The following is a 23,825-nucleotide window of genomic DNA, read 5'->3' as shown; positions in this document are numbered from 1 at the left end:
CTGGACAGCCGGCGTTTCTTGGCGCAAGGCGAGGCAATGCCTTCGGTCGGCGGCGACTGCTGCGTCGCCATCTGGCAACGCGACGAGCGGCAAAGCTAGACCACGTGGACGCCGAAGGTCTCGTCACGCATCGCGGCATTCATCGTCGACAATATGGCATTTGCCATGCCGGTACCGCTGTTAGGGTGCACATGCGTGTCTTTCGAAAAGGCGATTGATGGACCCGGCGGCCCCTCCGCATGCGCGATGGGGAGCCATGGTCGTTGGCTGCCAGAAGTACTTGCATGAGAAGGAGCGAGGCCATCTGCACATGATCCAAAGCCACGACCACGCCGCCAGACTCCGTGATGGAAGAGTCATCCTATGCATTGGCCGCATTCCATGAGCGAGGCCCAATTCATCCGCCGGCGGCGGGACCCGTTGTATTCGTACGCTGGGTTGATGGCGCTCCTCTGCGAATTGGCGGAGTCCGCGGAAATCGTGACCGAAGAGAACATCGCGCGGCGTCTGGCCGATGCTGGCGATGCGCAGGCCAACGTCGCCGCAGTTCGGTCGGCAACGGAGCAGCGCGCATGGGAAGGTGTCGAGGCACTGCATGGCTGCTACACGGCCGGCGTCGAAGTCGACACGTTGGCCGCTTTCTTTCCGGACGTCCTCCAATGGTGGGAGACCTTTGCCAGGTACGACCGGATGTTTGACGAGAGCTCGGGGGCGGATGGCCGTAGGGTGCCTCACCTCGATCTGCATGGCAGGGATTTCTGGCGGGCGGTTCGCCTGACGAGTTTCGGGATTCTTCTAGGCCATTTCAATCTTCTGTCCCGGGTCGCGACCCTGTGGGACGATGGGAATGAAGAGATGGACGGGTTGCTCGAGCGCCTCATCGCTCCGTTCGTTCCCGGACGTGCGCCGCCTCCGGACACCTGCACTCGCCATCGGCCGTATGTCCAGCTCCTCGAGGTCTTCGATGCATTGCCCGACGAGCGCCCGGCGCTCATGTCGAAGTACATGGACGAGTGGTACGCCGCCAGCTGCTGCGAGCCTTACTACGGATCGCAGAAGAAGGGCCGCGAGCACAGCTACCTGGGCCTGTGGAGCTTCGAGGCGGCCGCGGTGACCTATGTGCTGCAGATCGACGACAGCAGCTATCGCGACAAGGATTTCTATCCGCGCGATCTGGTCGACTACGCGCGCAGCCGGCTGCGCCTGCGCTGAGGACGTGTTTGCGCTCTGGTTTTTGACGGAGTGGCCAGCTTCCGGGTGAAGGAAAAGGAGGCTGTACGCCAGCGACGTCAGCCGAGAAAAGCTCGAGTGCATCGAGCCGCTGCCGAGCGGTGTGCGCGAGAGCGCACCAAGCCTCGGGGGGTGGAGCTCTACGAGGTGTTCTGCGCGATGCCGTACCTGCTGCGCGCGGGCTGCCAGTGGCGGTTTCTGCCCAGCGAGTTTCCGAAGCGGACGACGGTTACCGGTACTGGCGCGAGTGGAGCGAGCCCAGCCAGCACGGCGTCAGCATGTCGGAGTGGGCTTCAGAAATCCGGTTGGCGCGGCCCGGCTGCTGCGCAGCAGCGCCGTTCTCGCACCGCGCCAGCCATGCCACCGCAGCGCCGCGCGGGCGCAAGGCCTCGTGCCACTTCGCCATCGGCATGGTTGGCGGGCGCCGGCTGGCGCGACGATGGCCGTCGGTCGCTGGTCCGCCACTGGCGCCAGCCGCTCCGGCGGCGGGCTGCCCGACAGCAGGTCCGCCTGCCAGGCGTGGCGGCGTCATCGTGGTGTGGAGGAGGGCGAGGCGCCGGCCGCCCTCGTCGCCGGGGCCACTACCGTGCCATGTAGCGCTGGGCGGCCTGCCAGCCCAGCTCGGCCAGCGGCCCTGCCTTGCGGCCGGTTTCCAACGCATCCTCGGCAGCGGCGTTGCCGTCGGCTGCGCGCTGGGCGATGCCGTGCAGGATGGCCGCCATGCGGAACAGGTTGTGGGCGATGTAGTAGTCCCAGTGGCCTGCTGCGTCGCGGCCGGTAGCGGCGCCGTACCAGGCGATGTATTCGGCTTCCTGGGGAATGCCCAGCGCCGCCAGATCCAGTCCACCGATGCCGCGCCACAGGCTCGGCGGTGTGCGCCAGGCCATGCACTGGTAGGCCAGGTCGGCCAGCGGGTCGCCGAGGGTGGAGAGCTCCCAGTCCAGCACGCCGATCACACGCGGTTCGGTGGGGTGGAAGACGAGGTTGTCGAGCCGGTAGTCGCCGTGCACCAGCGTGGTCTCCTCGCCTTCGGGCAGGTGCTCGGGCAGCCAGTCCATGAGGCGGTGCATGGCGTCGTTCATCGGCACGGTGGATGCGCGGCACTGGCGCGACCAGCGCGCGATCTGGCGGCCCACGTAGTTGCCGACCTTGCCGTAGTCGGCCAGGCCCACGGCGGCGTAGTCCACCTGGTGCAGCGCGGCGATCACGCGGCTCATCTCGCGGTAGATGGCGCGGCGCTCGGCGGGCTGCATGCCGGGCAGCGACTGGTCCATGAGCACGCGGCCCTGGAGGAACTCCATCACGTAGAACGGCGTGCCGAGCAGCGCGTCGCTCTCGCAGTAGTGGAGCATGCGCGGCACGGGGACGCCGGTGTCCGCCAGCGCCTTCATCACCCGGTATTCGCGGTCGATGGCGTGTGCGGAGGCGACGAGCGTGCCCGGCGGCTTCTTGCGCAGCACGTAGTCGCGCCCTGCGCCCGCCGTGACGCGGTAGGTGGGGTTGGACTGGCCGCCCGCGAGCACGCGCACCTCCAGCGGCGCGCTGCCCGCCAGGCCCTGGCCGCGCAGGTAGTCGCCCAGGGCCTCGACCGGCAGGGGACGGGCGGGAACGCTCATAGCGAGCCCACCAGGTGGCCGCCATCGACGGCCAGCGTGGCGCCCGTCATGGCCGTGCCCGCGTCGGAGGACAGCAGCAGCAGCGGGCCGTCCAGGTCGGACGGCGCGCTGAAGCGGCGGCTCGGGATGCGCGCGCGCAGCTTCTCGCCCGCGGGACTGGTGAGGAAGTCGCGGTTCAGGTCGGTCACCACGTAGCCGGGCAGCAGCGCGTTCACGCGGATGCCGTGGCGCGCCAGCTCCAGCGCCATGGCCCTGGTGGCCTGGATCACGCCGGCCTTGGAGATGGCATAGGTCGCCACGCCGCCCGCCACGCGCTCGCCGAGGATCGACGCCACGTTGACGATCGCGCCGCCCTTGCCCGCGGCCACCATGCGGCGGGCGGCCTCGGTGGCCACGAGCCAGCCGCCCTTGAGGTTGGTGCCGAGCACATGGTCGTAATCTTCCTCGGTCTGTTCCAGCAGCGGGCGCGTCACCGTCACGCCCGCGTTGTTGACCACCACGTCGGGCACGCCCCACGCGCCCACCGCGTCGAGGCAGGCGCGCACGCTGGTGCTGTCGGTCACGTCGAGCGCGAAGGCGCGCGCTTCTCCGCCCTGGGCCGCGATGGACTCCACCACGCCCTGCAGCTTGTCGGCGCGGCGCGCGGCCACGGCCACGCGCGCACCGGCGGCGGCCAGTACCTGGGCGAAGTGCGTGCCCAGGCCGCTGGACGCGCCGGTCACCAGGACCAGCTTGCCCCGCAGGCTGAAGCGATCCATCGCACCGCTCATGCCGTTCCCCCGTCGCGCAGCAGTTCGGCTTCGGCCTTCTCGGCCATGTGGGCGAGCTTGCGCGCCATGCTCCAGCGGTGCACCTCGCTCGGGCCGTCGTAGATACGGAAGGCGCGCATGTCGGTGAAGATGCGCATCACCGGCGTCTCGCCCGTCACGCCCTGGCCGCCCAGCATCTGCACGCTGCGGTCCACCACGCGCCACTCGGCCTCGGAGCACACGACCTTGGCGCGGCTCGACTCGAAGCTGCACGTCTCGCCCTGGTCCAGCAGCCACGCCGTGTGCCAGATGTGCAGGCGCGCGGTGTGCAGGTCCATGTCGTTGTCGGCCAGCATGAAGCCCACGCCCTCGTGCTCCACCAGCGGCTTGCCGAAGGCGTGGCGCTTGCGCACGTAGTTCAATGCCGTGTCGTGCGCGCGGCGCGCCTGGCCCAGCCAGCGCATGCAGTGCGTCAGGCGCGCGGGCGCCAGGCGCACCTGGGCGTAGCGGAAGCCCTTGCCGACCTCGCCCAGCACGTCGGCAGCCGGCACGCGCAGGTTCTCGAAGCGCAGCACGCCGTGGCCGCCGGTGAAGCAGCCGTCCATGGCGTCCATGCTGCGCTCCAGCACGATGCCGGGGCGGTCCATGTCGGTCAGGAACATGGTGGCCGAGCCGTCCTCCATGCGCGCCATGACGATGCCGTAGTCCGCCCCGTCGGCGCCGGTGATGAACCACTTGCGGCCGTTGATCAGGTAGTCGTCGCCATCGCGCACGGCGGTGGTCCGCAGCATCGACGGGTCGGCTCCCGCGCCGGGCGCGGGCTCGGTCATCGCGAAGCACGAGCGCAGTTCGCCCGCTACCTGCGGGCGCAGCCAGCGCTCCTTCTGCGCGGGCGTGGCCACCACCTCCATCAGGTGGATGTTGCCCTCGTCGGGCGCGTGGACGTTGAGCGCCGTGGGCCCCAGGCGCGAATAGCCCGCCTCCTCGAACACCACCGCCTTCTCCATGTGCGTGAGGCCCAGCCCGCCCATCTCGCGCGAGGCATGGGGCGTGAGCAGGCCGGCCGCCCTGGCGCGCGCCACCAGCTCGCGGCGCAGCGGCTCGCCGGGGCCGTGGTGCGACTGGCGCTCGTCGTGTTCCAGTGGAATCACCTGTTCGGCGATGAAGCGCCGGGTCTTGTCGCGCAGCGCGCGCAGCTCGGGGGAGAGGGAGAAATCCATGCAGCACCTCATGCAACGGGGCAGCCAGACCATCTGGCGCGCTGCCGATGATATTGTCAGACAATATTGAAAACAACCTTTTCCGCGCTGTGCTAATGTCAGCGCCTGTCCTCCGGCTCATCCCCATGCCTGCCACCGCACCGCCCGAATCCGCTGCCGACGTGCCGGAGACTGCCGCCAGCACGGTGTTCCACGGCATCGTGCAGGGGCTGGCGCAACAGCGCTTCGTGCCGGGCCAGCGGCTGGTGGAGGTGGACCTGGCCGCGCAGTTCGGCGTCAGCCGCGCCTCCGTGCGCGAGGCGCTGCAGCGCCTGGCTGCCGAGGGGCTGGTGGACCTGTTCCGCAACAAGGGCGCGGCCGTGCGCACCCTGTCGGCGCAGGAAACCATGGAAGTGCTCGACGTGGCCGAACGCATGACCGGCCTGCTCGCGCGCAGCGCGGCGCGCGCCATCGCCGCGGGAGCCCCCCGCGCGCCGATCGAGGACGCGCTGACCCGGCTGCACGAAGCCGACCGCAGCCAGGACCAGGACGTCTTCGCCAGCGCTCGGCGCGGCCTGTACCGCGCGTTGCTGGCCACCAGCGGCAGCCGCGAGCTGCGCCGCCTGCTGCCCTCCATCCACATGCCCATCGTCTACGCCCAGCACCGGCCGGCCACGCTGCAGCAGGTGCGCATGCGCGACTACCAGGCCATCTGCGATGCCGTGCTGCGCGGCGACGCGCAGGCGGCCGATGAGGCGGGCATGGCGCATGTGCAGAATGTGCGCGCGGCCATCGTTCACCAGCTGGCCTGGCGCGTTGGCGCCGCCGATCCATGATCGGCGCCCGCCGCCTGCTCTCCACCCCTTCCGGAGAGAGCCTTTCGCCTCCAGGGCCAGGCCTCTCGGAGGAGGCCGCCCGCGCACTGCCGATGCTCCTCGACACGCAGGCCGAATGCGCTAGCGGCATGCCGGCCTGCGCGTTCCCGCGGGCTTGGCGGCCGGCCGGGTGGTGTTGCCGGGCACTTCGTCCGTCGCGCCTGCCCGGCGATGACCCCGCAGGAAGGGCTGCTTCGTCAATGCCACATGAATTTCCTCCGCCACGTGGGGCGGCAGCGGGTCGCAGCGTCGCTGGCCAGCGCGCGGTCGGCGAGGGTGTCGATGATGGCGCGCGTGGCCCATGCGCTTTTCTTGTTTGCGTTATGCATAATGCATTAATGGACATGAGCGATCGGAAGGCGGCGAATATGGCACAAGAAGGAAATGCCGGGGCCGGACGGGCGCGGACGCCCGGGCGTCCGGCAGGCACGGCGGCATGGCCGCGGCATGCGCAGCCCCATGCCAGGAGTTGCCGGGCGCCGGGCCGGGATGGCTCCGTCCGGGCATGAAGGTCGGCATCATCGGGGCAGGGCGCATGGCGTTCGCGCTGGCGGCTCCGCTCGTGCGGCAGGGGCATGCGGTCATGGTCAGCAACTCCCGCGGACCGGCATCGGTCCTCGCGCGCGCGGCGGCGGCGAACTGCCATGCCGGCTCCGCCGAGGAGGCCGCGGATTTCGGCGATGTCGTGGCGCTGGCGATCCCGTTGCACGCCCTCGCGGCCGTGCCGGTGCAGCCGCTGGCCGGCAAGGTCGTGCTCGACCTGATCAACTACTACCCCGGTCGGGACGGCGTCCGCCCCGACCTGGAAGCAGGCGCCACCACGACCAGCGAGCTGGTCGCGCGGCACCTTCCGGCTTCCCGGGTGGTGAAGGTCTTCAACGCGATCCTGGCCGACGACCTGGCGTGCCACGGCGCCGCGCCGCTGGCGCCGGGCCGGCGGGCGCTGCCGATGGCGGGCGACGACGCGGCGGCGAAGCAGGTGGCGGCCAGGCTGGTGGAGGACTGCGGCTTCGACGTCGTGGATGCCGGCCCGCTGGCGGAGGGCTGGCGCTTCGAGCGCGCGCGCCCCGTCTACTGCGTCGCGCGGGACCGCGCAGCCCTGGCGGACCAGCTGGCTGCCACGCGGCGCGATTCGATGGTGGCGGAGGGCTCGTGGCGCAGGGGCGGCTCCGCGGCGCCGCGATGAGGCGCTGCCTGGGCCGCGGCAGCCGGTCCGCCGCCTACGGCGCGCGCCCCGCCGTGGTGCCGCCGTCGACCATGTAGACGCCGCCGGTGCAGAAGCTGGATTCGTCGCTGGCGAGAAACAGCATCAGGCGCGCCACCTCGTCGGCCGTGCCCTGGCGGCCGAGCGGGATCAGCCGTGTCTTGGTGTCCAGCTTGTTGGTCGGCGCGCCGGACACCTGCTCCAGCGCGCGGACCATGGGCGTGTCCACCGTGGCCGGGTTCACGCTGTTGACCCGGATGCCATGGGCCGCGCCTTCCATCGCCGCAGCCCGCATCATGCCCAGCACCGCATGCTTGGAGGTCACGTAGGCCGACATGTTCGGCACGGCCCGCACCGCGCTGGTGGAGGCCGTGACCACGATGCTGCCGCCGCTGGCGGCCATCGCGCGCATGGCATGCTTCAGGCACAGCCAGGTGCCGCGCACGTTGACCGCGAGCACCTGGTCGAAGGTCTGCGTGTCGTACTCGACCAGCGGCTTGAGCTCGCCGGCGATGCCCGCGTTGAGGACGGCGACGTCCAGCTTGCCGAAGCGGCGCAGCGTCGCCTCGACGGCTTCGGCCACCGAGGCTTCGTCCGAAATGTCGGCCGGGTGGCAGGCCGCGTCCGCGCCGAGGGGGCGCGCCGTCGCTTCCAGCGGCCCGGCCAGGCGGTCCACCAGCATCACCTGCGCACCTTCCTGCACGAACAGCCGCGCCGCCTCCGCGCCGATGCCGCGCGCGGCGCCGGTGATCAGGGCGACCTTGCCTTGCAATCTCGACATGGGGTGTCTCCGCGGAAGTGGTGGGCCGTTCAGAGGTAGCGCGCCGTCAGGCCGCCGTCGACCACGATGGTTTCGCCGGTCACGTAGCTGGCCAGGTCCGAAAGCAGGAACAGCGTCACGCCGGCGACTTCGTCCGCCGTGCCCACGCGCCGCAGCGCGGCACGCTCGCAGACCGGCGCCCGGAACGCGGGGTCCGTTTGCAGCGGCGTCTCGATCACGCCCGGCGCGACGGCGTTGACGCGGATGCCCAGGGCCCCCAGGTCCAGCGCCAGCGCGCGGGTCAGGTTGATCACGGCCGCCTTGGAGGCCGCGTAGGCGACGCGGTTCTGCTTGGCCGCCAGCCCGGCGATGGAGGCCATCGTGACGATGGCGCCGCTGCGGCGCTCGGCGAGCTGCCGGGCCGCGGCGCGGCAGAAGTACATCACGCCATGCAGGTTCACGTCCATCACGCGGTGCCATTGCGCATCCGTGATGTCCAGCACGTGGGCGGCGCCGCCCCGCCCGGCGTTGGCGACCGCATGGGTGATGGGGCCGTGGTCCGCCTTGATCTGCGCGAGACAGGCTTCGACGGCGTGCGCGTCAGCGACGTCGAGCAGGTAGCCGTAGCGCGACGGATCGGCCCGGTCGGCGCCGAAGACTTCGCGCACTGCCGCATCGAGCTTGCGGGCGTCGACGTCCAGCAGCAGCGGCGTCGCGCCTTCGGCGCGCAGGCGCTTGCAGATCGCCAGGCCGATGCCCGAGGCCGCGCCGGTGACGGGTACGACAGCGGATGACAGATGCAGGCTGGTCATGGTGTGCGGTGGGGGAGATGCGCAGGCGGGGAGACGGCGCGGTGGTTGACTTGCCGTCGATTGATGGTGCATTATGCATTATGTCGAGTGAAGCACAAGTCGAGATCGAGAACGGATGGCTGCGCGGCCGGCGCGCCGGCGGTGCCACCAGTTTTCGCGGCATTCCCTACGCGGCGGACACGGGCGGCGCCAACCGCTTCCGGGCGCCGCAGCCGGTGGCGAACTGGGCGGGCGTGCGCGATGCGTCCGCCGAGGGCGAGCGCTGTCCCCAGACCGAGGAGAGCATCGTGCGGCTGCCGGCGTTCGCGTGGTATGGCCAGGGCGCTCCCTTCGGCGAGAACTGCTGCGTGCTCAACGTGTTCACGCCGGGCCTGCAGCCCGGTGCGCGGCGCCCCGTCATCTGCTACCTGCACGGCGGCGGCTATGCCAGCGGAGGCGGCGGCGGCCCGGCGCTGGACGGGTCCACGCTGGCGGTCGCGGGCGACGTCGTGGTGGTGACGATCAACCACCGGCTGAACCTGTTCGGCTACACGCAGCTGGCGCACCTGGAGCCGGAGCTGTTCGCCGACGCCGCCCATGCCGGCCACCTGGACCTGGTGGCGGCGCTGCAGTGGGTGCACCGCAACATCGCCGCGTTCGGCGGCGATCCGGGCAACGTGACGCTCGCCGGGCAGTCGGGCGGCGGCAACAAGATCATGGTCCTGCTGACCATGCCGGCGGCGCGCGGCCTGTTCCGCCGCGCGATCAACATGAGCGGCGTTTCGGGGCTGCAGGTCCCCGGTCCGCAGGCCACGGAGCCCTATGTCGATGCGCTGCTGCGGACGCTGGGCATCGCCAGGGGCCAGGGGCGCAGGCTGCAGGAGCTGCCGGCCGCCACGCTGATGCAGGCGCGCCAGGCCGCCATGCGCGCCGTGCGCGGCGACGGCGCCCAGCCCTTCGTCGACGGCCGGCACGTGTGCGCCAGCCCGTTCACGCCCGAGGGCCTGGCGCTGCACGCGGAGGTGCCGCTGATGATCGGCGTCACCGACACCGAGGCGACCTTGTTCCTGGGCGCCGATCCGCGCAACTTCCACGTCGACGGCGCGCAGCTCGAGGCCCGGGTGCGTGCGCAGTTCGGGCTGGACGCGCAGGGCGCGCAGGCGCTGGTGGCGGCGTACCGGCAGGACGGCCCGCAGCGCAGCGCGGCCGACATCCTGGCCTACCTGAGCAGCGACCTGCTGGCGCGTGCGCCGCTGCTGCGCGCGGCCGCGGCCAAGGCGGACGCCGGGCGGGCGCCGGTCTACCACTACCACTTCGACTGGCAGGTGCCGGTGGAGGGTGGCGTCTGGCGTTCGCCGCACACCGTCGACATCCCGTTCGCGTTCGGCACCGTGGACCGGGCCCGGGCGATGACGGGCGACGGGCCCGGCCCGGGCCGCGTCGCCGCCAACCTGATGGCGGCCTTCGCGGCGTTCGCCCGCAACGGCGATCCGAACAACCCGCGCATGCCGCCGTGGAAGCCCTACGACACGGCGACGCGGGCCACCATGGTGGTGGACGAGGCGTGCCGGCTGGTGCACGACTTCCATGGGCACGACCGCCTGGCCAGCGCGGCGCTGCCATGCGCCGACCCCGCGGCCGTGCGGCGCGGGCCGCTGTTCCGGCCCATGGCGTAGCGCCCCGTCCAGCCTGCCCGGCAGACTTGCGGCAATCTCAAGACATTATGCATAATGTATAAAATGGAGACGATATAGGAACCGCACCGATGACCGACGAAACTTCCTCTCCCGACGGCGCCGCGGCGCAGCCGGGCCGCGGCCAAGCCATGCGGGTCATGGAGGGCATCCGGGTGCTGGACCTGGGCCGCTACATCGCCGGGCCGTTCTGCGCGGCGCTGCTGGGCGACTACGGCGCCGAGGTCATCCGCGTCGACCGCGTGGGCGGCAGCGAGGACCGGCAGATCCTGCCGGTGTCGGAACACGGCGCAGGCGCCCAGTTCCTGCAGGTCAACCGCAACAAGCGCTCCATCAGCCTGGAGATCGACCGGCCGGAAGGCCGCGAGGTGCTGCACGCGCTGGTGCGGCGGTCGGACGTGGTCATCGCCAACATGCCGCCGCGCGCGCTCGAGAGCCTGGGGCTGGACTACGAGACCCTGCGCGCCATCAAGCCCGACGTCATCCTCACCGCGTCCTCCGCCTTCGGCACCGCGCCCGCGGTGCGCGACCGCGTCGCCTTCGACGGGGTCGGCCAGGCGATCAGCGGCGCGGTGCACCTGTCGGGCCTGCCGGACCATCCGATGAAGGCGATGGTGCCGGTGGTCGACTTCGCCACCGCGCTGTCGTGCGCGCTGGGCACGGTGATGGCGCTGTACGAGCGCAAGGCCAGCGGCATGGGGCAGGAGGTCGGCGCCTCGCTGCTGCAGACGGCGCTGACCTTCTCCAGCGCCAGCCTGATCGAGGAGGCCGCGCTGCACGTGGACCGCCAGGCGAGCATGAACCGCGCCGCGCAGTACGCGCCGTCGGACATCTTCCGCGCCAGGGACGGCTGGTTCATCGCCCAGGTCATCGGCCCGGCCATGTTCAAGCGCTGGGCGCGCATGGTCGGCCAGCCCGAACTGGTGGACGACCCGCGCCTACAGGACGACCTGCAGCGCGGCCGGCACGGCGAGTACCTGAGCGGTGTGATGAGCGAATGGTGCGCCGGCCTGACCCGCGCCGAGGCCTTGGCGCAGCTGGAGGAGGCGCGCATTCCCGCCGGCGCCGTCAACTCGCCGCGCGAGGTGCTGCAGGACGACGCCATACGCGCGGCCGAGCCGTTCGAGCCGATGGCCTATCCCGGCGTGCCGGAGCCGGTGCCCATCGTCAAGGCGCCGGTGTTCCTGTCGCGCACGCCGTCCAGCATCCGGCGCCGCGCGCCGCTGGCCGGCGAGCACACCGACGAGATCCTGGCGGAGATCGGCTATTCGCCGGCCATGGTCGCCCAGCTGCATGCGGGCGGCATCGTCGGGCGCCCGTGACGGCCAGGCCGCCGGCCCGGCACCGCATTCTTCAGAACCATCCCCAAGGAGCCATCCGATGAGCAGCCAGCGCACGTTCGAAACCATCCTGTACCGCGAAGAGGGCCCGGTCGGGATCCTGACCCTGAACCGCCCGCACGACGGCAACATGTTCACGCCCACCACCTGCCGCGAGGTGCGCGACTGCATCGAGGACATGCGCCGCGAGACCCGCACCCGGGTGCTGGTCATCACCGGCGCGGGCGACAAGTTCTTCTGCATCGGTGGGCGCAAGGAAGGCCTGGAGGACACGCGCCTGTACCCCGGCGCGCCGCCGACGCTGGAGATGTACGACGCCATCGAGCGGCTGCAAAAGCCGGTGATCGCCTCGGTCAACGGCTACGCCGTGGGCGGCGGCCACGTGCTGCACGTGGTGTGCGACCTGACCATCGCCAAGGAGAGTGCTGTCTTCCGCCAGGTCGGCCCCATGATGGGCAGCTTCGACGCCGGCTACGGCACCTGGTACCTGGAGGACCTGGTCGGCAAGAAGAAGGCCAAGGAGATCTGGTTCCTGAACGAGAAGCTGACCGCCCGGCAGGCGCTGGAGCTGGGCCTGGTCAACAAGGTGGTGCCCGACGCGGAACTGGAACAGGCCACGATGGAGATGGCGCTGGCCATCGCCGAGCGCGGCGCCTATGCGCTGGCCGGTGTCAAGGCCGCCTTCGGCGCGCGCCACCAGGGCGTGGGCGGGCTGGCGCGGCTCTCGCACGACCTGCTGCTGCCGCAGTACTACGCCTCGGAGGAGTCGCACGAACTCGCCGACGCGTTCGCCGGCCGCCGCAAGCCGGACGCGTCCAAGTTCGGGCATTGAGGCAGGCGGCCGGGGCGGCCGGCCTGCGTCATCACGCCGGATCCAGCGGGCCGCCCGGCCGCGCGCCGACGTAGATCCTGGCCGTATCGCCCGATGCGAGCCGGGCCGTCGCACGGCGGCCGTCCGCCGTGTCGTCGGCATCGGCCTGGGCGAGTTCGGCCGCCGTGAGCAGGAAGACCGTGCCGAGGACCGTGTCCGCCGGCCAGCCGGCCTGTACCGGCATCGGGTGCTGGGCCAGGTCGCTGGTGGCCGCCACGACCGGTCGCCGATGTCGACGGCAGGCTGCTCGCACTTGGCGGCGAGGCCTGCATCTGCTGGTCGCCACCACGACCGGTCGCGGATCTCGACCCGGTCGAGCCGGTAGCCCACCAGGGCGTCGGGGCGATCCGCCAGCCGGCGGCCGAAGGTGGCCAACTGGACCTGGCCTCGCTGCAGCGCACCGCGGGAGAGCAGCGGCTCGGAGGCTCAGGGCTCAGGCGTGGGCGGCCCCGGGGGCGCCTGCCGCCTTGCTGGCCAGCGGCTCGCCGGGCGTCCAGGCGGACCGGACCGCGTCCAGCGGGACGGCCTTGCGCCGGGGCGGGGCGGCCACGACGCTGCCCAGGCTGATGAACCCGGCCAGGTACTCCGCCGGCCCGAGGCCCAGTTCCGCGCAGAGCGCGGGATCGAAGCAGCGCTCGCCGCTGAGCACGATGGCGCCGAACCCGAGCTGCTGCGCGGCGTTCAGGAAATTGCCCAGCGCGGCGCCCGCCGCCAGCGACTGCTCCCGCTCGGGAACGCGCATGCGCGCCTTGGGCGAGACGATGAAGGCCAGCAGCGCCGGGCTGCGCGTGGCGTGCTCGCGGGCCCGCCGCACGTCCTCCCGCGAGGCCAGTGGGTCGCGGCGCAGCTTTTCCTGCGCGAAGAGATCCGCCAGCCGGTCCCGCCGGTCCGCGGGAAAGACGAGGAAGCGCCAGGGATGCAGGCCGCCGTGGTCGGGTGCGCACAGCGCGGCCTCCACCATCAGGTCGATGTCGCCCGCGTCCGGCCCCGGCGGGCCCAGGCGTTTCGGCGAGACCGACCGGCGCGCCAGCAACGGGGCCACGGCCGCCTTCTTCTTCGGCGCCGCGAAGCAGCGCTCCAGCGTGGCCACGGCGTCCACGAATTCCCGCGCCCACGCGACGACCTGTTCTCCTTCCGGCGTGAAGCCCTGGAAGGGCGTGCCGGGCCGCACCAGCGCGCGGCCGTAGGCCTGCCCGGCGGCCTGCACGGCCTCCATCAGGCCGTCGGGCGACATCCGGCAGGCCTGTGCGGCCCGGGCCCAGTCCTGCTCGCGGTGCAGGGCCAGCAGGCGGGGCAGGTGATCCTGTTCCATCAGGCCCCGCCTTCCTGCCGGTCGGCCGGCGCGGGGCAGGCCGCGGCGGCGTCGGCCGGAGCGGGGCGATGGGCTGGCCGATGGGCCGGGCGGCACGGTGCGTCGCTGTTCGTCATGCTTTGGAGAATACAACGGATGGCCTCCGCGGAGGCGGATGCCCGCGCGTCAGCGCAGCGGCTTCACCAGCACCGGCTCGCGGCGGTAGCGCTCGGGAAACAGCCGTTCGAGGTTCGCGACCTTGGGCAGGTCGTTGATGGCGATGTAGGGGTTGCGCGGGTTTTCCGTCATGTAGTCCTGGTGGTACGTCTCGGCCGGGAAGAAGCTGGGCTTGTCCTCCAGCCGCGTCGCGATCGGCCGGGCGAACCGCTTGGCCGCGTCGAGCTGGGCGACGTAGGCCTTGGCCACCTGCAGCTGCTCCGGGCTGGTCGCGAAGATGGCCGAGCGGTACTGCGGGCCGACGTCCGGCCCCTGGCGGTCGCGCTGTGTCGGATCGTGCACGACGGAGAAGAAGATCCGCAGCAGCGTGCCGTAGCTGATCTGCGCCGGGTCGTAGGTGACCTCCACCGATTCCGCGTGCCCCGTGCGGCCGCTGCTGACCAGCTCGTAGGCCGCCGTCGGCGCCGTGCCGCCGCTGTAGCCCGAGACGGCGCGCTGCACGCCCTTGACGTGCTGGTACACGCCCTGCACGCCCCAGAAGCAGCCGCCGGCGAAGATCGCCTTCTGCAGGCCCCGGCCGGCCGGGGCCGGGTCCAGCGCGGGCGGCGGGATCTCGACGGCCTCCTCGGCGGAGCGGGCCGTCCGCAGCCACAGCAGGCCGGCGCCCAGCAGCACGGCGCCGCCGGCCAGGTGGCGCAGCATGCCGCGGCGGTGGAGCGGGATCGGGGCGGAAATGTCGGTGGGCATGGCGCAGTCCTGTCGTGGTGGGCGTGGAGGGGAGGTCGGTTCAGCCGAAGGTGAAGGCGTAGGCCGAGACGGCCGGGTCCAGGAACTCGATGCTGAAGGTGCGCGGGGCGATGTCGCCGTGCTGGCGGATCAGCTGGTAGAGGCGCTGGCCGGTGACCGTGCCGCTGCCGTCCGCGGCGACGTCCATGCCGTGCGCCGAGCCCGGCGGCCGGCCGTCGATGCGCACGCGGAAGCGCACCGGCCGGCCGTCCGGCCCGGGCCCCAGCACCAGGTGCAAGTCGCGCGCCTGGAAGCGGTAGACGATGCGCCCGCCGGCACCGTCCAGCGTGGCGTGCTCGGGGCCGACGCGCCAGCGGCCGTCCAGCCCCCAGTCGTTCAGCGCCGGCTGCCGGGGCGCCGCGTAGGCCACGGCCCGGTCGCGCACGGTCTGCGGCGTGGACGCGAAGTTCTCGCTGCGCGCGTAGCCGACGTAGGTCTCGGGCGAGCGCACGGCGTCCATGTCGGCCGCCTGCTGCACGCCCCGGGCCTCGACCTCGATCAGGCCCGGCGCCACCCGGGCCGCGCCGGCTTCCTGCAGCAACTGCTGGATCACGCGTTCGGACTCGGCGTAGCCGCCCTCGCCGAAATGGCGGTGGCGCAGCCGCCCCTGGGCATCGATGAAGTAGTGCGCCGGCCAGTACTGGTTGCCGAACGCGCGCCAGATGGCGTACTGGTTGTCCACGGCCACCGGGTAGTCGATGCCCAGGTCCTTGACCGCCTTGGCGACGTTGCCGATGTCGCGCTCGAAGGCGAACTCCGGCGTGTGCACGCCGACCACCACCAGCCCCTGGTCGCGGTACTTCTGCGCCCAGGCCTGCACATAGGGCAGGGCGCGCAGGCAGTTGATGCAGGAATAGGTCCAGAAGTCGACCAGCACCACCTTGCCGCGCAGCTGCCCGGCCGCGAGCGGCGCCGAATTGAACCACTGCGTGGCGCCGTCCAGGGGCGGCGCCAGGCCTGCGTCGGGCAGGCGCTGCGCGGCCGCGGGGCCGGCCATGCGCATGGCGTCGCCGGCGGCCATCATCGCCGGGCCGGTGTCCGCCGCGGCGGCCATGGCGGGGCCTTGCATCATCATCATGGACGGCCCGCCGGCCATGGCCACGGGTTCCTTCCGTTCGCCGGCGAGCCGGTCCACGAGCCGCTGCTCGATGCCGCTGGTGGAGGCGAGCGACAGCCGCGCGAGCACGCCCGTGTCCAGGCCCAGCGCGATCGCGGCCACGGCCGCCAGCATGGCACCGCCCAGCCCGCGCCGCAGCCATTCGCCCGCGCCCAGCCCGCGCTTGAGCGCGGCGAACACCCTGCCGCCGAGCAGCAGCGCCGCGGCCATGGAGGTCGCCGCCCCGGCGGCATAGGCCAGCAGCATCAGCGTGGAGGCGGCGCTGGCACCCTGCAGCGCCGCGCCGGCCAGGATCAGCCCGAGGATCGGCCCCGCGCAGGGCGCCCACAGCAGCCCGGTGGCGACGCCCAGCAGGAACGAGGCACCGGGGCGCGCCGGCCCTCCATCCGGCCGGGCCCGCTGCGACAGCCGCGCGCCGGCCGCCACCAGGGGCCGCGCCAGCCGCTCGGCCAGGCCGGGCCACAGCATCGCCAGTGCGAACAGCGCCATCAGCCCCAGCGCCAGCCAGCGCCCGGCCTGGTTGGCGGCGACCACCCAGCCGCCGCCCACGGCCGCCAGCGAGGCCACGAGCGCGAAGCTCAGCGCCATGCCCGCGAGCAGCGGCAGGCCGCTCCGCGCGAACGGCTGGCCGGCGCGCGAGAACACGAAGGGCAGCACCGGCAGGATGCAGGGGCTGACGATGGTCAGCACCCCGCCCAGGTAGGCCAGCAGGATCAGCAGCATCGGAGGGCGCTCGTGGGGTGGTCAGGCGGCCTGCGGCTGGAAGCTCAGCGACAGCCCGTTCATGCAGTAGCGCAGCCCGGTCGGCGGCGGCCCGTCGTCGAACACGTGGCCGAGGTGGCCGCCGCAGCGCCGGCAGTGCACCTCGGTGCGCACCATGCCGTAGGAACGGTCGCTGCGCGTGCCGACGGCCTTGTCCAGCGGCTGCCAGAAGCTCGGCCAGCCGGTGCCGCTGTCGAACTTGGTCTTGGAGGAGAACAGCGGCAGGGCGCAGCCGGCGCAGGCGAAGATGCCGGCGCGGTGCTCCTTGTCCAGCGGGCTGCTGCCGGGGCGCTCCGTGCCTTCCTGCCGCAGCACGGCGAACTGCTGCGGCGTGAGCCGCGCGCGCCATTCGGCCTCGGTGTAGTGGACCTCGAACACCTCGCCGGCGCCGGCGGCGGGCGCCCGGCGGGGAACGAGGCCGGCGGCCAGGGCCGCCAGCGCGGCGGTTCCGGTGGACAGCAGGTGGCGGCGGGTGGTCATGGCGGGTCCTCCGAGGGGATTGGATGCGGGAAGCGATGCCGGCAAGCTTAGGGAGATCGGTTCCCGCAGTCCTCACGGAGAGTTCAAAGATTCGTGACAACTCCCGGCCCGGGGACTGCGCACAATGCGCAGCGGGCAGTCCGGGCGCGGCATCCGTCGATGGCGCGGCGGCATGCGCCGCCACCTCCTGCATGACCTCCACCCGCCGCATCCTGCTCGTCGAGGACGACGCCCACATCGCCGACCTGCTCGCGCTGCACCTGCGCGACGAGGGCCTGGAGGTGGTGCACTGCGCGCGCGGCGACGAGGGGCTGCGGCAGCTGGAGCGCGGCGGCTGGGACGCGCTGGTGCTCGACCTGATGCTGCCGGGCGTGGACGGGCTGGAGATCTGCCGCCGCGCGCGCGGCATGGCGCGCTACACGCCGATCATCATCATCAGCGCGCGCGCCAGCGAGGTGCACCGCATCCTGGGCCTGGAGCTCGGCGCCGACGACTACCTGGCCAAGCCGTTCTCGGTGCTGGAACTGGTGGCGCGGGTCAAGGCCCTGCTGCGCCGCGTCGACGCGCTGGCGCAGAACGCCCGGCTGGACGCGGGCAGCCTGTCGGCCGGCGCGCTGGCCATCGACCCGCTGGCGCGCGAGGCGCGGCTGGAAGGCGCCCGGCTGGAGCTGACGCCGCGCGAATTCGACCTGCTGTATTTCTTCGCGCGCCATCCGGGCCAGGTGTTCTCGCGCATGGACCTGCTCAACGCCGTCTGGGGCTACCGGCACGAGGGCTACGAGCACACGGTCAACACCCACATCAACCGGCTGCGCGCCAAGGTCGAGGCCGATTCGGCCAACCCGCGGCGCATCCTCACCGTGTGGGGGCGCGGCTACAAGTTCGCCGAGCCCGGGGACGGCGGCGGCGCATGAACCTCACGCTGACGCAGCGCCTGTCGCTGGTCTTCGCGCTGCTGCTGCTGGTGTGCAGCGGCACCTCGGCCTGGCTGCAGCTGCGCTCCAACCGCATGCACGAGCAGGAAGTGGTGCAGGGCCTGTCGCGCGACCTGGCCGAGAGCATCGCACGCGACGCCCAGCTCACCGACGCCCAGGGCCTGATGCCCGATGCGGTGCGCGGCCTGTTCAGCCAGCTGATGGTCGTCAACCCCAGCGTGGAGGTCTACCTGCTCGAACCCGACGGCCGCATCGCCGGGCACGCCGCGCCCGAGGGCCGGCTGCGCCGCGACCGCGTGGACCTGGCGCCGGTGCGCCGCTTCCTGGCCGGCGGCATGCTGCCGATCCTGGGCGACGACCCGCGCAGCGCCGACGGCCGCAAGGTCTTCAGCGCGGCGCCGCTGCGGGTGAACGGCCGCGACGTCGGCTTCATCTACGTGGTGCTGCTGGGCGAGGCGCACGACCTGCTGGCGGCGCGCAGCTCGGCCCATGCGGTGCTGAAGACTGCGCTGTGGTCGATCGGCCTGGTGGCGCTGCTGTGCCTGGCGGCCGGCCTGGTCGCGTTCGCGCTGATCACCCGGCCGCTGCGCCGCCTGACCGAGGCCGTGGGGCGCTTCGACATGCACGGCGAGCCGCCGGACCTGCCGGCCCGTGCACCAGGCCTTGCGCCGGTTCCTGCGCCAGACCTCGTGCCGGCCGCGCCCGGCAGGCACCGCCGCGACGAGATCGCGGTGCTGGACACGGCCTTCCGCCAGATGGCGGCGCGCATGGGCGAGCAGTGGCAGGCCCTGACGCGCCAGGACCAGGAGCGGCGCGAGCTGATCGCCAACGTCTCGCACGACCTGCGCACGCCGCTGGCGTCGGTACAGGGCTACCTGGAGACGCTGCTGCTCAAGGACGCCGGGCTGGACGCGCCGGAACGCCGGCGCTACCTGGGCATCGCGCTCGACCAATGCCGCCGGGTGGGAGCGCTGGCGCAAAGCCTGTTCGAACTGGCGCGCCTGGAATCCGGCTTCGTGCAGCCGGAGCCCGAGCCGTTCGCGATGACCGACCTGGTGCAGGACGTGTTCCAGAAGTTTGAGCTGCGCGCCGAAGCGCGGCGCATCGCCATGGCGGCGGTGTTCCCGCCGCAACTGCCGCCGGCGCACGCGGACCTGGGCATGATCGAGCGCGTGCTGGGCAACCTGCTGGACAACGCCCTGCGCCACACGCCCGAGGGCGGGCGCATCGAGGTGCGGATCGCGCCGGCCGGCGACGCGCTGGAGGTGACGGTCAGCGACACCGGTCCGGGTATTGCGGGGGAACTGCGCGCGGGGCTGTTCCAGCGGCCGTTTACCGCCGGCAGCACGCGCCCCGGCGGCGGCTTCGGCCTGCGCATCGTGCATCGGATGCTGGCCTTGCATGGCCGGCGCATCACGCTGCGGGATACGCCGGGGGCGGGGGCTAGCTTCAGTTTTTCGGTGGCGGTGGCAGTGGCGGGAGAGCATCCGGCGGCGGTACGGTAGGTGTCGGTCGCAGTGGGCCGGGAGCAGCGATTTGACTCGGACATAACCGTCATGATTGACAGCGGTGGGCGACGCAGACCGCTCTGACGACGGCTGCCGGCCATAAGCGGACGACTGGCACCCTCCCGAGTTTGCTCTCGGCAGTAGTCACCGTCGGACACCAGGTCAAGCCCAACCCTCATTGGAAGCACTAGGGGCGTGGCTTAAAGCGAAAAGCCTTGCGTTCGACGGCCTAGTCCGCGTTGCCGCTACACGACTGCTTGTAATCTATCACGAACATTACTCCTTTTGCTTTTGGCGATCCTTCTGAAGTACAAGGAATTCGTAATAGAACAGAACTTTAATGAGGTGATGGAGATTATGCATCTCTCGAAACAACACCAAGATCATCCTCATGAAATCTAGAAAGTAGATTGTCTCTCCGATTGTTTGAGCAATGCCGCCCCCGTTCGGGTAATAGGTGATTAGTTGTGTGACTTCATCATAGTGAACGTTGTTGTGCGCAATGGAATTTCGAATGCCCGCGTCGATTGCGTCTTTGTCAATGTTGTAGAAGCAATCGTCTAGATACTTGAATTTTTCCGAGAGGGTCTTACCCGCAAACTTCTCCAGCGAACTCAGCGATCCACCATCGACCTTTTTGAATGCGTCACTGTTTCCGCGTTTAATTATATTATTGATGCCCGCAAGGAGAATAAGCTGGCGCGCAAATACTTCAATGATGTCCTTGTACAGATCCTTGTATGACTGGAAATCCTTTGTGGAAATTCGCGCTGCAGTTTTTGCTTTCTCATAGTTGCCTTTGAGATCCAGAAAGAATGCAGGCCTTAGGGCCATTTCTGCGCAGTAGATCTCGGGATAAATCTTCAGGCAATCTCTTTGAAGATTGGCTAAAAATCCTGATTTGATGAGTGAGTCGACGAACTTGCCTAGTGCAGGTCTAGGTAGGTTGATGCTCAAGTCGCTAAACCCGTCAACAACCTCTCTCACTTCGCCGAAGTTCACAAACGGCAAGAATACGAAGCTGATAAATTGATAAAGCGCAGCGTTTACATCTTCCGGTTTTAATGAGGTGTCCTGATCCATTTTAAGAAAATCGCTGACGCGCTTCTTAAAAAGTTGTTTGTTCTTGCCGCCATAGAGGCGGATGATGGTTTTAATTTCATCGAATCTGTCGTGAAAATGATTGAGTTGATTGAGTTGATTGAGTCTTTCTACATGGAAGCTCAGTTTAAGGTGTGATGCAGCTGGATCGCTGTCGTCGTGCAGATCCTGCACGGCCATTAGATAAGGTGTGTGTCCAGGAACATACTCTCCAAATCGAACAGGGAAATCCAGATGCAAATCGACGAATGGATTTAAACCTTCAAACATCCTGGTCGGCTGGTTTCCTGACGGACGGCACGATTCAAACGCAAATTTAGATTGTGGTGCGTTCGAAACATCGAGAGTGATTTTCATCAGCGATCCGCAGTGTGGACAGGCAAAGCTCAACGGCTGAATTTGCCGATTTGAATACCCGATGCGGCAGTCTGTGTCCTGCTCACAGACGTTGCACGTCATGGTCATGTTCGTATTCATTTCAGAGTTCCTTCATGCAGTGACCGAAAATGGATATTGCCTACACGCCCTAATGTAGCGGTTCGTGTCTTTCGACCTTCGCGAAGGTGAAGGTGTGGGTTCTCCGGACGTCTGCAGTGGGTCGTTATGAGACGGTCGCCTACCGGCCAAGAGTGGCTGGTTTTTACATCGAAAGCTGAATGCGTATTTGCTCAAGTGCCGCATCAACTTTATCGTTCCATCCTTCTGATAAGTTCAGCACGAGACTCAGCTCAAAGCTTCCTTCTACGGGATTGGCGTCAAGCGTTTCTGCAAAGAATGCAGGTAGCTTTGCAGCCTCCTCAATAATTCGTCCCGCAGTTCCTATTAGTAAGTCTTGAAGCTCTTCAAATATCTCATCCAAAAATGCGAATCTTATGGACTCTTCCCAATTTAGAGCACTTTGGCACATTTCGCTGTATAGGCGGGCTGTTGCGACTATTGCGGTGTCTTTTCCGGGAATTCCCGGAGCGCCCCAAGCAATAGCAAATTCCTTATTGGTGAGTTCGCTGAAAGAGTGCGCAATAGTTCTTATCTCTTTCAGCTTTATGCCAATCCAAGGGAAGAAATCTTCTTTGGTTACTCTGGTGCTAGGAAGTGTGTAAAGCTCTCTTTTTAAGGCATTCCAGCGATGTAGCACGGACTCCATCTCAAATCTTAGAACTTCAGCTGTTAGGCGATACTCCCAAAGGTCACCCTTCTCGAGAATCAAACGCTCGGATAGGTAGCTAAGGCGACCAAATTCTTCGAGATGGCGATCTTCAAACTTCTTTCTGATCAGCGCGGAGGTTTTTCCGACCCTCTCCGCAATAACTTGCTCATGGGCACGTTGCCATTCAAACAAAAGACCCGAAGGATATTTCGCGGGATCATCATCAATCAATTTGTGGCAGTTCCCACATAGCCAAATTGCATTGGTGATTGAGCTTCGGTCAACTGAAGTCATCGTTGGCTCGTAACGAGCAGAGCCTGGATTAGCTCCGTAGATATGGGCAGCTTCGCCTACATTGACTGAATCATGTGGGTCGTCAGATGGCCCACTGGTAAGGGCGCCGCAGTCTGGATTGGCGCACTGACTGGCTGATCGTCTCGCAAGGGTTGCAATGACAGTTTGTTTGAACTTATCTTCAGTTGCCATGCCGATGAGGGTTTTATGAAATAAGATTGCAATATTTTTGCAATTTAATATTTTTGCCATTTGTTGAGTTTATTCAACAAATTACGGAGGCTGTGACAGCTAAGGTGAAAAGTCACGACGTCTCCCCCTATTGAGCATCATTTGTATTCGGAGCCTGAACTCAATGACCGCTTTGGGTCGTTTGCAGCCAGTCGCGCCTAGTTTCTGGAACGAAACCGACTTCCGCCACCACTACTCAGCCAGCGCTTCACGTCAGCCGCTATTCAGCCTTCTCCGCCCCTTATCCTGGCTCCTTCTCAATCACCCGCTTGACCTGAATCACCCGCCCCCTCCACACGCCCCCCGGCGGCAAGGCGCGAATTGCGGCTTTCTGCTCCGGGCTCAGGCGGTCCTCGCCGTCGATGTAGTGCGCGCTCACGCGGATCCGGCGCACGCCGGTGTCGTCCGGGTCGGGCGAGACAAGGCTGATCTCGTAGGTCGTCGTCATCGGTCCATTCTCGTGGACGCGGAACGGGCGGCCCGCCGCTTCACACCCAGCCGAAGGCCCCCAGCACCGCTCCGGCGCCCAGCAGCCACAGCAGGTGCAGCCGCGTGCGCCAGACCACCACCGTGGCCGCGGCCGTCAGCAGCCACAGCCGCCAGTCGCGCGCCGGGTCGTCGTGCGCGCTGGCCAGCACCCAGCCAGTGGCGACGAGCAGGCCCACGACGATCGGCGCCATGCCCTGCTTGAAGGCGCGCACGCTGCGCCGGTGCCGGTTGCGGTGGCCCCATTGCGCGCTGAGGTAGGTGACCGTGGAACTGGGCAGCAGCACGCCGACCAGGGTGGCGGCCAAGCCCAGCGCGGCCGTGCCGTAGCCGCCGGCGTTCAGCCCCACGTTCCAGCCCATCAGCGCGACGAACAGCACGTTGGGGCCGGGCGCGGCCTGCGCGATGGCGATGGAGGCGCTGAACTGCGGGTCGGTCAGCCAGTGCTGCTGGTCGACCAGGAAGCGGTGCATGTCCGGCGCCGTGGTGATGGCGCCGCCGACGGCCAGCAGCGACAGCATCGCGAAATGCAGGAACAGCGCCAGCCAGTCGGCCGTGCCGAGCGCGATCCGCAGGCCCTCGGTCATGGCGCGAGGCGGCGCCAGGCCAGCACGCAGCCCACGGCGCCCAGGCCGAACAGCACGGCGGCCAGTGGCCAGCGCAGCAGCGCGATGCCGGCGAAGCACAGCGCGCCGAGCGCGAGGGCGAGGTTGCGCCCCAGCACGTTGCCGGCCAGCACCGGGACCAGCTTGATGCCGGTGGCCGCGATCAGCCCGGCCGCCACGGCGCCCATGCCGCGCAGCGCGCCGGCCATGTGTGGGTTGCCGGCGAAGCGGGTGTAGAGCAGCGCCAGGGCCAGCACCACCAGCAGCGGCGCGGCCAGCATGCCGGCCAGCGCCGCCAGCGCGCCGGGCAGGCCGAAGTGGCGCGCGCCCAGCATCAGCGACAGGTTGACCACGTTGGGGCCCGGCATGATCTGCGCGACCGCCCATTCCTCGATGAATTCGTCGCGGCTCATCCAGCGCTTCTTCTCGACCAGTTCGCGCTGCACCACCGCCAGCACGCCGCCGAAGCCCTGCAGCGCGAGCCAGGTGAAGGACAGGAACAGGTCGGTCTTCGAGCGCGGCTGCGCCAGGGCGCCCGGTGGCGCGGGCGCGGGCGCGGGGGAGGGGGCGGGCATG

23 protein-coding genes are annotated in these 23,825 nt (G+C 69.2%); 8 read left to right on the top strand and 15 right to left on the bottom strand.

The genetic code is table 11. The features are described from left to right. Positions 1–381: 381 nt before the first annotated feature. A complete protein-coding gene (locus tag QM782_RS22965; RefSeq protein WP_415205183.1) occupies positions 382–1,212 on the top strand; it encodes a PoNe immunity protein domain-containing protein in 831 nt (276 codons plus the stop codon). A gap of 599 nt (positions 1,213–1,811) precedes the next feature. On the opposite strand, the gene QM782_RS22960 is transcribed toward QM782_RS22965, so the two are convergent. From QM782_RS22960 to QM782_RS22950, 3 genes are read right to left on the bottom strand one after another with little or no spacing between them, the layout of a single operon-like run. Next, positions 1,812–2,846, bottom strand: a complete 1,035-nt coding sequence (locus QM782_RS22960) for a phosphotransferase (RefSeq protein ID WP_415205182.1) — start codon at positions 2,844–2,846, stop codon at positions 1,812–1,814. Continuing rightward, positions 2,843–3,616, bottom strand: coding sequence for an SDR family NAD(P)-dependent oxidoreductase (locus tag QM782_RS22955; RefSeq protein ID WP_415205181.1), 774 nt, complete (start codon positions 3,614–3,616; stop codon positions 2,843–2,845). The genes QM782_RS22960 and QM782_RS22955 overlap by 4 nt, the downstream gene beginning before the upstream one ends. Further along, on the bottom strand, positions 3,613–4,815 hold the full coding sequence (locus QM782_RS22950; RefSeq protein WP_415205180.1) for an acyl-CoA dehydrogenase family protein: 1,203 nt from the start codon (positions 4,813–4,815) through the stop codon (positions 3,613–3,615). Before QM782_RS22950 ends, QM782_RS22955 begins: the two co-directional genes overlap by 4 nt. A 125-nt stretch (positions 4,816–4,940) precedes the next feature. Here QM782_RS22950 and QM782_RS22945 point away from each other — a divergent pair, with 125 nt between their 5' ends. Both QM782_RS22945 and QM782_RS22940 read left to right on the top strand, forming a co-directional pair. Next, complete coding sequence (locus QM782_RS22945) at positions 4,941–5,630, top strand: GntR family transcriptional regulator (protein WP_415205179.1); 690 nt, start codon at positions 4,941–4,943, stop codon at positions 5,628–5,630. Positions 5,631–6,174: 544 nt separating this feature from the next. Next, positions 6,175–6,855 (top strand): NADPH-dependent F420 reductase, encoded by a 681-nt coding sequence (locus tag QM782_RS22940; RefSeq protein ID WP_415205178.1) that lies wholly within the window; start codon positions 6,175–6,177, stop codon positions 6,853–6,855. Between the two features lie 34 nt (positions 6,856–6,889). On the opposite strand, the gene QM782_RS22935 is transcribed toward QM782_RS22940, so the two are convergent. Then, complete coding sequence (locus QM782_RS22935; RefSeq protein WP_415205177.1) at positions 6,890–7,654, bottom strand: SDR family NAD(P)-dependent oxidoreductase; 765 nt, start codon at positions 7,652–7,654, stop codon at positions 6,890–6,892. 29 nt (positions 7,655–7,683) lie between these two features. Continuing rightward, positions 7,684–8,445: an SDR family NAD(P)-dependent oxidoreductase gene (locus QM782_RS22930; RefSeq protein ID WP_415205176.1), complete on the bottom strand. Its 762-nt coding sequence runs from the start codon at positions 8,443–8,445 to the stop codon at positions 7,684–7,686. A gap of 80 nt (positions 8,446–8,525) precedes the next feature. Between QM782_RS22930 and QM782_RS22925 the strand changes: the two genes are divergently transcribed. The 3 genes from QM782_RS22925 to QM782_RS22915 all read left to right on the top strand — a co-directional run bounded on the left by QM782_RS22925 (position 8,526) and on the right by QM782_RS22915 (position 12,290). After that, a complete protein-coding gene (locus QM782_RS22925; protein ID WP_415205175.1) occupies positions 8,526–10,100 on the top strand; it encodes a carboxylesterase/lipase family protein in 1,575 nt (524 codons plus the stop codon). A gap of 149 nt (positions 10,101–10,249) precedes the next feature. Then, positions 10,250–11,440, top strand: coding sequence for a CaiB/BaiF CoA transferase family protein (locus tag QM782_RS22920; protein ID WP_415205709.1), 1,191 nt, complete (start codon positions 10,250–10,252; stop codon positions 11,438–11,440). Between the two features lie 58 nt (positions 11,441–11,498). Next, entirely contained in the window at positions 11,499–12,290 is a 792-nt protein-coding gene (locus QM782_RS22915; protein WP_415205174.1) for an enoyl-CoA hydratase-related protein, read from the top strand. Positions 12,291–12,321: 31 nt separating this feature from the next. Here the strand turns inward: QM782_RS22915 and QM782_RS22910 are convergent, their stop codons facing one another. The 5 genes from QM782_RS22910 to msrB form a co-directional block, all read right to left on the bottom strand. Continuing rightward, a complete protein-coding gene (locus tag QM782_RS22910) occupies positions 12,322–12,546 on the bottom strand; it encodes a hypothetical protein (RefSeq protein WP_415205173.1) in 225 nt (74 codons plus the stop codon). Positions 12,547–12,762: 216 nt separating this feature from the next. After that, complete coding sequence (locus tag QM782_RS22905) at positions 12,763–13,641, bottom strand: nitroreductase (protein WP_415205172.1); 879 nt, start codon at positions 13,639–13,641, stop codon at positions 12,763–12,765. A gap of 165 nt (positions 13,642–13,806) precedes the next feature. After that, entirely contained in the window at positions 13,807–14,544 is a 738-nt protein-coding gene (msrA, locus tag QM782_RS22900) for a peptide-methionine (S)-S-oxide reductase MsrA (protein ID WP_415205171.1), read from the bottom strand. A 40-nt stretch (positions 14,545–14,584) separates the two neighbouring features. Then, a complete protein-coding gene (locus QM782_RS22895) occupies positions 14,585–16,423 on the bottom strand; it encodes a cytochrome c biogenesis protein DipZ (RefSeq protein ID WP_415205170.1) in 1,839 nt (612 codons plus the stop codon). A 21-nt stretch (positions 16,424–16,444) separates the two neighbouring features. Continuing rightward, positions 16,445–16,942 carry a peptide-methionine (R)-S-oxide reductase MsrB gene (msrB, locus tag QM782_RS22890; protein ID WP_415205169.1) on the bottom strand — a complete coding sequence of 166 codons (498 nt, stop codon included), beginning with the start codon at positions 16,940–16,942 and terminating at the stop codon, positions 16,445–16,447. Between the two features lie 191 nt (positions 16,943–17,133). Between msrB and QM782_RS22885 the strand changes: the two genes are divergently transcribed. Both QM782_RS22885 and QM782_RS22880 read left to right on the top strand, forming a co-directional pair. Then, a complete protein-coding gene (locus tag QM782_RS22885; RefSeq protein ID WP_415205168.1) occupies positions 17,134–17,856 on the top strand; it encodes a response regulator transcription factor in 723 nt (240 codons plus the stop codon). Next, on the top strand, positions 17,853–19,382 hold the full coding sequence (locus QM782_RS22880; protein WP_415205167.1) for an ATP-binding protein: 1,530 nt from the start codon (positions 17,853–17,855) through the stop codon (positions 19,380–19,382). The genes QM782_RS22885 and QM782_RS22880 overlap by 4 nt, the downstream gene beginning before the upstream one ends. Before the next feature lie 279 nt (positions 19,383–19,661). Here QM782_RS22880 and QM782_RS22875 read toward each other — a convergent pair whose 3' ends face one another. From QM782_RS22875 to QM782_RS22855, 5 genes are all read right to left on the bottom strand, one after another. Then, entirely contained in the window at positions 19,662–20,963 is a 1,302-nt protein-coding gene (locus tag QM782_RS22875) for a hypothetical protein (protein WP_415205166.1), read from the bottom strand. A gap of 163 nt (positions 20,964–21,126) precedes the next feature. Then, on the bottom strand, positions 21,127–22,179 hold the full coding sequence (locus QM782_RS22870; RefSeq protein ID WP_415205165.1) for an HNH endonuclease: 1,053 nt from the start codon (positions 22,177–22,179) through the stop codon (positions 21,127–21,129). 220 nt (positions 22,180–22,399) lie between these two features. Continuing rightward, positions 22,400–22,606, bottom strand: coding sequence for a hypothetical protein (locus tag QM782_RS22865; RefSeq protein ID WP_415205164.1), 207 nt, complete (start codon positions 22,604–22,606; stop codon positions 22,400–22,402). 40 nt (positions 22,607–22,646) lie between these two features. Next, positions 22,647–23,231, bottom strand: a complete 585-nt coding sequence (locus QM782_RS22860) for a chromate transporter (protein ID WP_415205163.1) — start codon at positions 23,229–23,231, stop codon at positions 22,647–22,649. Then, positions 23,228–23,824, bottom strand: a complete 597-nt coding sequence (locus tag QM782_RS22855; RefSeq protein WP_415205162.1) for a chromate transporter — start codon at positions 23,822–23,824, stop codon at positions 23,228–23,230. Before QM782_RS22855 ends, QM782_RS22860 begins: the two co-directional genes overlap by 4 nt. Between the last annotated feature and the right edge of the window lies 1 nt (position 23,825).

Origin of the sequence: Pseudorhodoferax sp., from assembly GCF_047601025.1 — a bacterium.
Lineage (GTDB): Bacteria > Pseudomonadota > Gammaproteobacteria > Burkholderiales > Burkholderiaceae_C > Pseudorhodoferax.
This window is presented reverse-complemented; position numbering and strand designations above follow the sequence as displayed.

Excerpts from the sequence above, each read along its gene's own strand:
- QM782_RS22965 (WP_415205183.1), top strand. The coding sequence starts at position 382 with ATGAGCGAGGCCCAATTCATCCGCCGGCGGCGGGACCCGTTGTATTCG.
- QM782_RS22960 (WP_415205182.1), bottom strand. The coding sequence starts at position 2,846 with ATGAGCGTTCCCGCCCGTCCCCTGCCGGTCGAGGCCCTGGGCGACTAC.
- QM782_RS22955 (WP_415205181.1), bottom strand. The coding sequence starts at position 3,616 with ATGAGCGGTGCGATGGATCGCTTCAGCCTGCGGGGCAAGCTGGTCCTG.
- QM782_RS22950 (WP_415205180.1), bottom strand. The coding sequence starts at position 4,815 with ATGGATTTCTCCCTCTCCCCCGAGCTGCGCGCGCTGCGCGACAAGACC.
- QM782_RS22945 (WP_415205179.1), top strand. The coding sequence starts at position 4,941 with ATGCCTGCCACCGCACCGCCCGAATCCGCTGCCGACGTGCCGGAGACT.
- QM782_RS22940 (WP_415205178.1), top strand. The coding sequence starts at position 6,175 with ATGAAGGTCGGCATCATCGGGGCAGGGCGCATGGCGTTCGCGCTGGCG.
- QM782_RS22935 (WP_415205177.1), bottom strand. The coding sequence starts at position 7,654 with ATGTCGAGATTGCAAGGCAAGGTCGCCCTGATCACCGGCGCCGCGCGC.
- QM782_RS22930 (WP_415205176.1), bottom strand. The coding sequence starts at position 8,445 with ATGACCAGCCTGCATCTGTCATCCGCTGTCGTACCCGTCACCGGCGCG.
- QM782_RS22925 (WP_415205175.1), top strand. The coding sequence starts at position 8,526 with ATGTCGAGTGAAGCACAAGTCGAGATCGAGAACGGATGGCTGCGCGGC.
- QM782_RS22920 (WP_415205709.1), top strand. The coding sequence starts at position 10,250 with ATGCGGGTCATGGAGGGCATCCGGGTGCTGGACCTGGGCCGCTACATC.
- QM782_RS22915 (WP_415205174.1), top strand. The coding sequence starts at position 11,499 with ATGAGCAGCCAGCGCACGTTCGAAACCATCCTGTACCGCGAAGAGGGC.
- QM782_RS22905 (WP_415205172.1), bottom strand. The coding sequence starts at position 13,641 with ATGGAACAGGATCACCTGCCCCGCCTGCTGGCCCTGCACCGCGAGCAG.
- msrA (WP_415205171.1), bottom strand. The coding sequence starts at position 14,544 with ATGCCCACCGACATTTCCGCCCCGATCCCGCTCCACCGCCGCGGCATG.
- QM782_RS22895 (WP_415205170.1), bottom strand. The coding sequence starts at position 16,423 with ATGCTGCTGATCCTGCTGGCCTACCTGGGCGGGGTGCTGACCATCGTC.
- msrB (WP_415205169.1), bottom strand. The coding sequence starts at position 16,942 with ATGACCACCCGCCGCCACCTGCTGTCCACCGGAACCGCCGCGCTGGCG.
- QM782_RS22885 (WP_415205168.1), top strand. The coding sequence starts at position 17,134 with ATGACCTCCACCCGCCGCATCCTGCTCGTCGAGGACGACGCCCACATC.
- QM782_RS22880 (WP_415205167.1), top strand. The coding sequence starts at position 17,853 with ATGAACCTCACGCTGACGCAGCGCCTGTCGCTGGTCTTCGCGCTGCTG.
- QM782_RS22875 (WP_415205166.1), bottom strand. The coding sequence starts at position 20,963 with ATGAATACGAACATGACCATGACGTGCAACGTCTGTGAGCAGGACACA.
- QM782_RS22870 (WP_415205165.1), bottom strand. The coding sequence starts at position 22,179 with ATGGCAAAAATATTAAATTGCAAAAATATTGCAATCTTATTTCATAAA.
- QM782_RS22865 (WP_415205164.1), bottom strand. The coding sequence starts at position 22,606 with ATGACGACGACCTACGAGATCAGCCTTGTCTCGCCCGACCCGGACGAC.
- QM782_RS22860 (WP_415205163.1), bottom strand. The coding sequence starts at position 23,231 with ATGACCGAGGGCCTGCGGATCGCGCTCGGCACGGCCGACTGGCTGGCG.
- QM782_RS22855 (WP_415205162.1), bottom strand. The coding sequence starts at position 23,824 with ATGCCCGCCCCCTCCCCCGCGCCCGCGCCCGCGCCACCGGGCGCCCTG.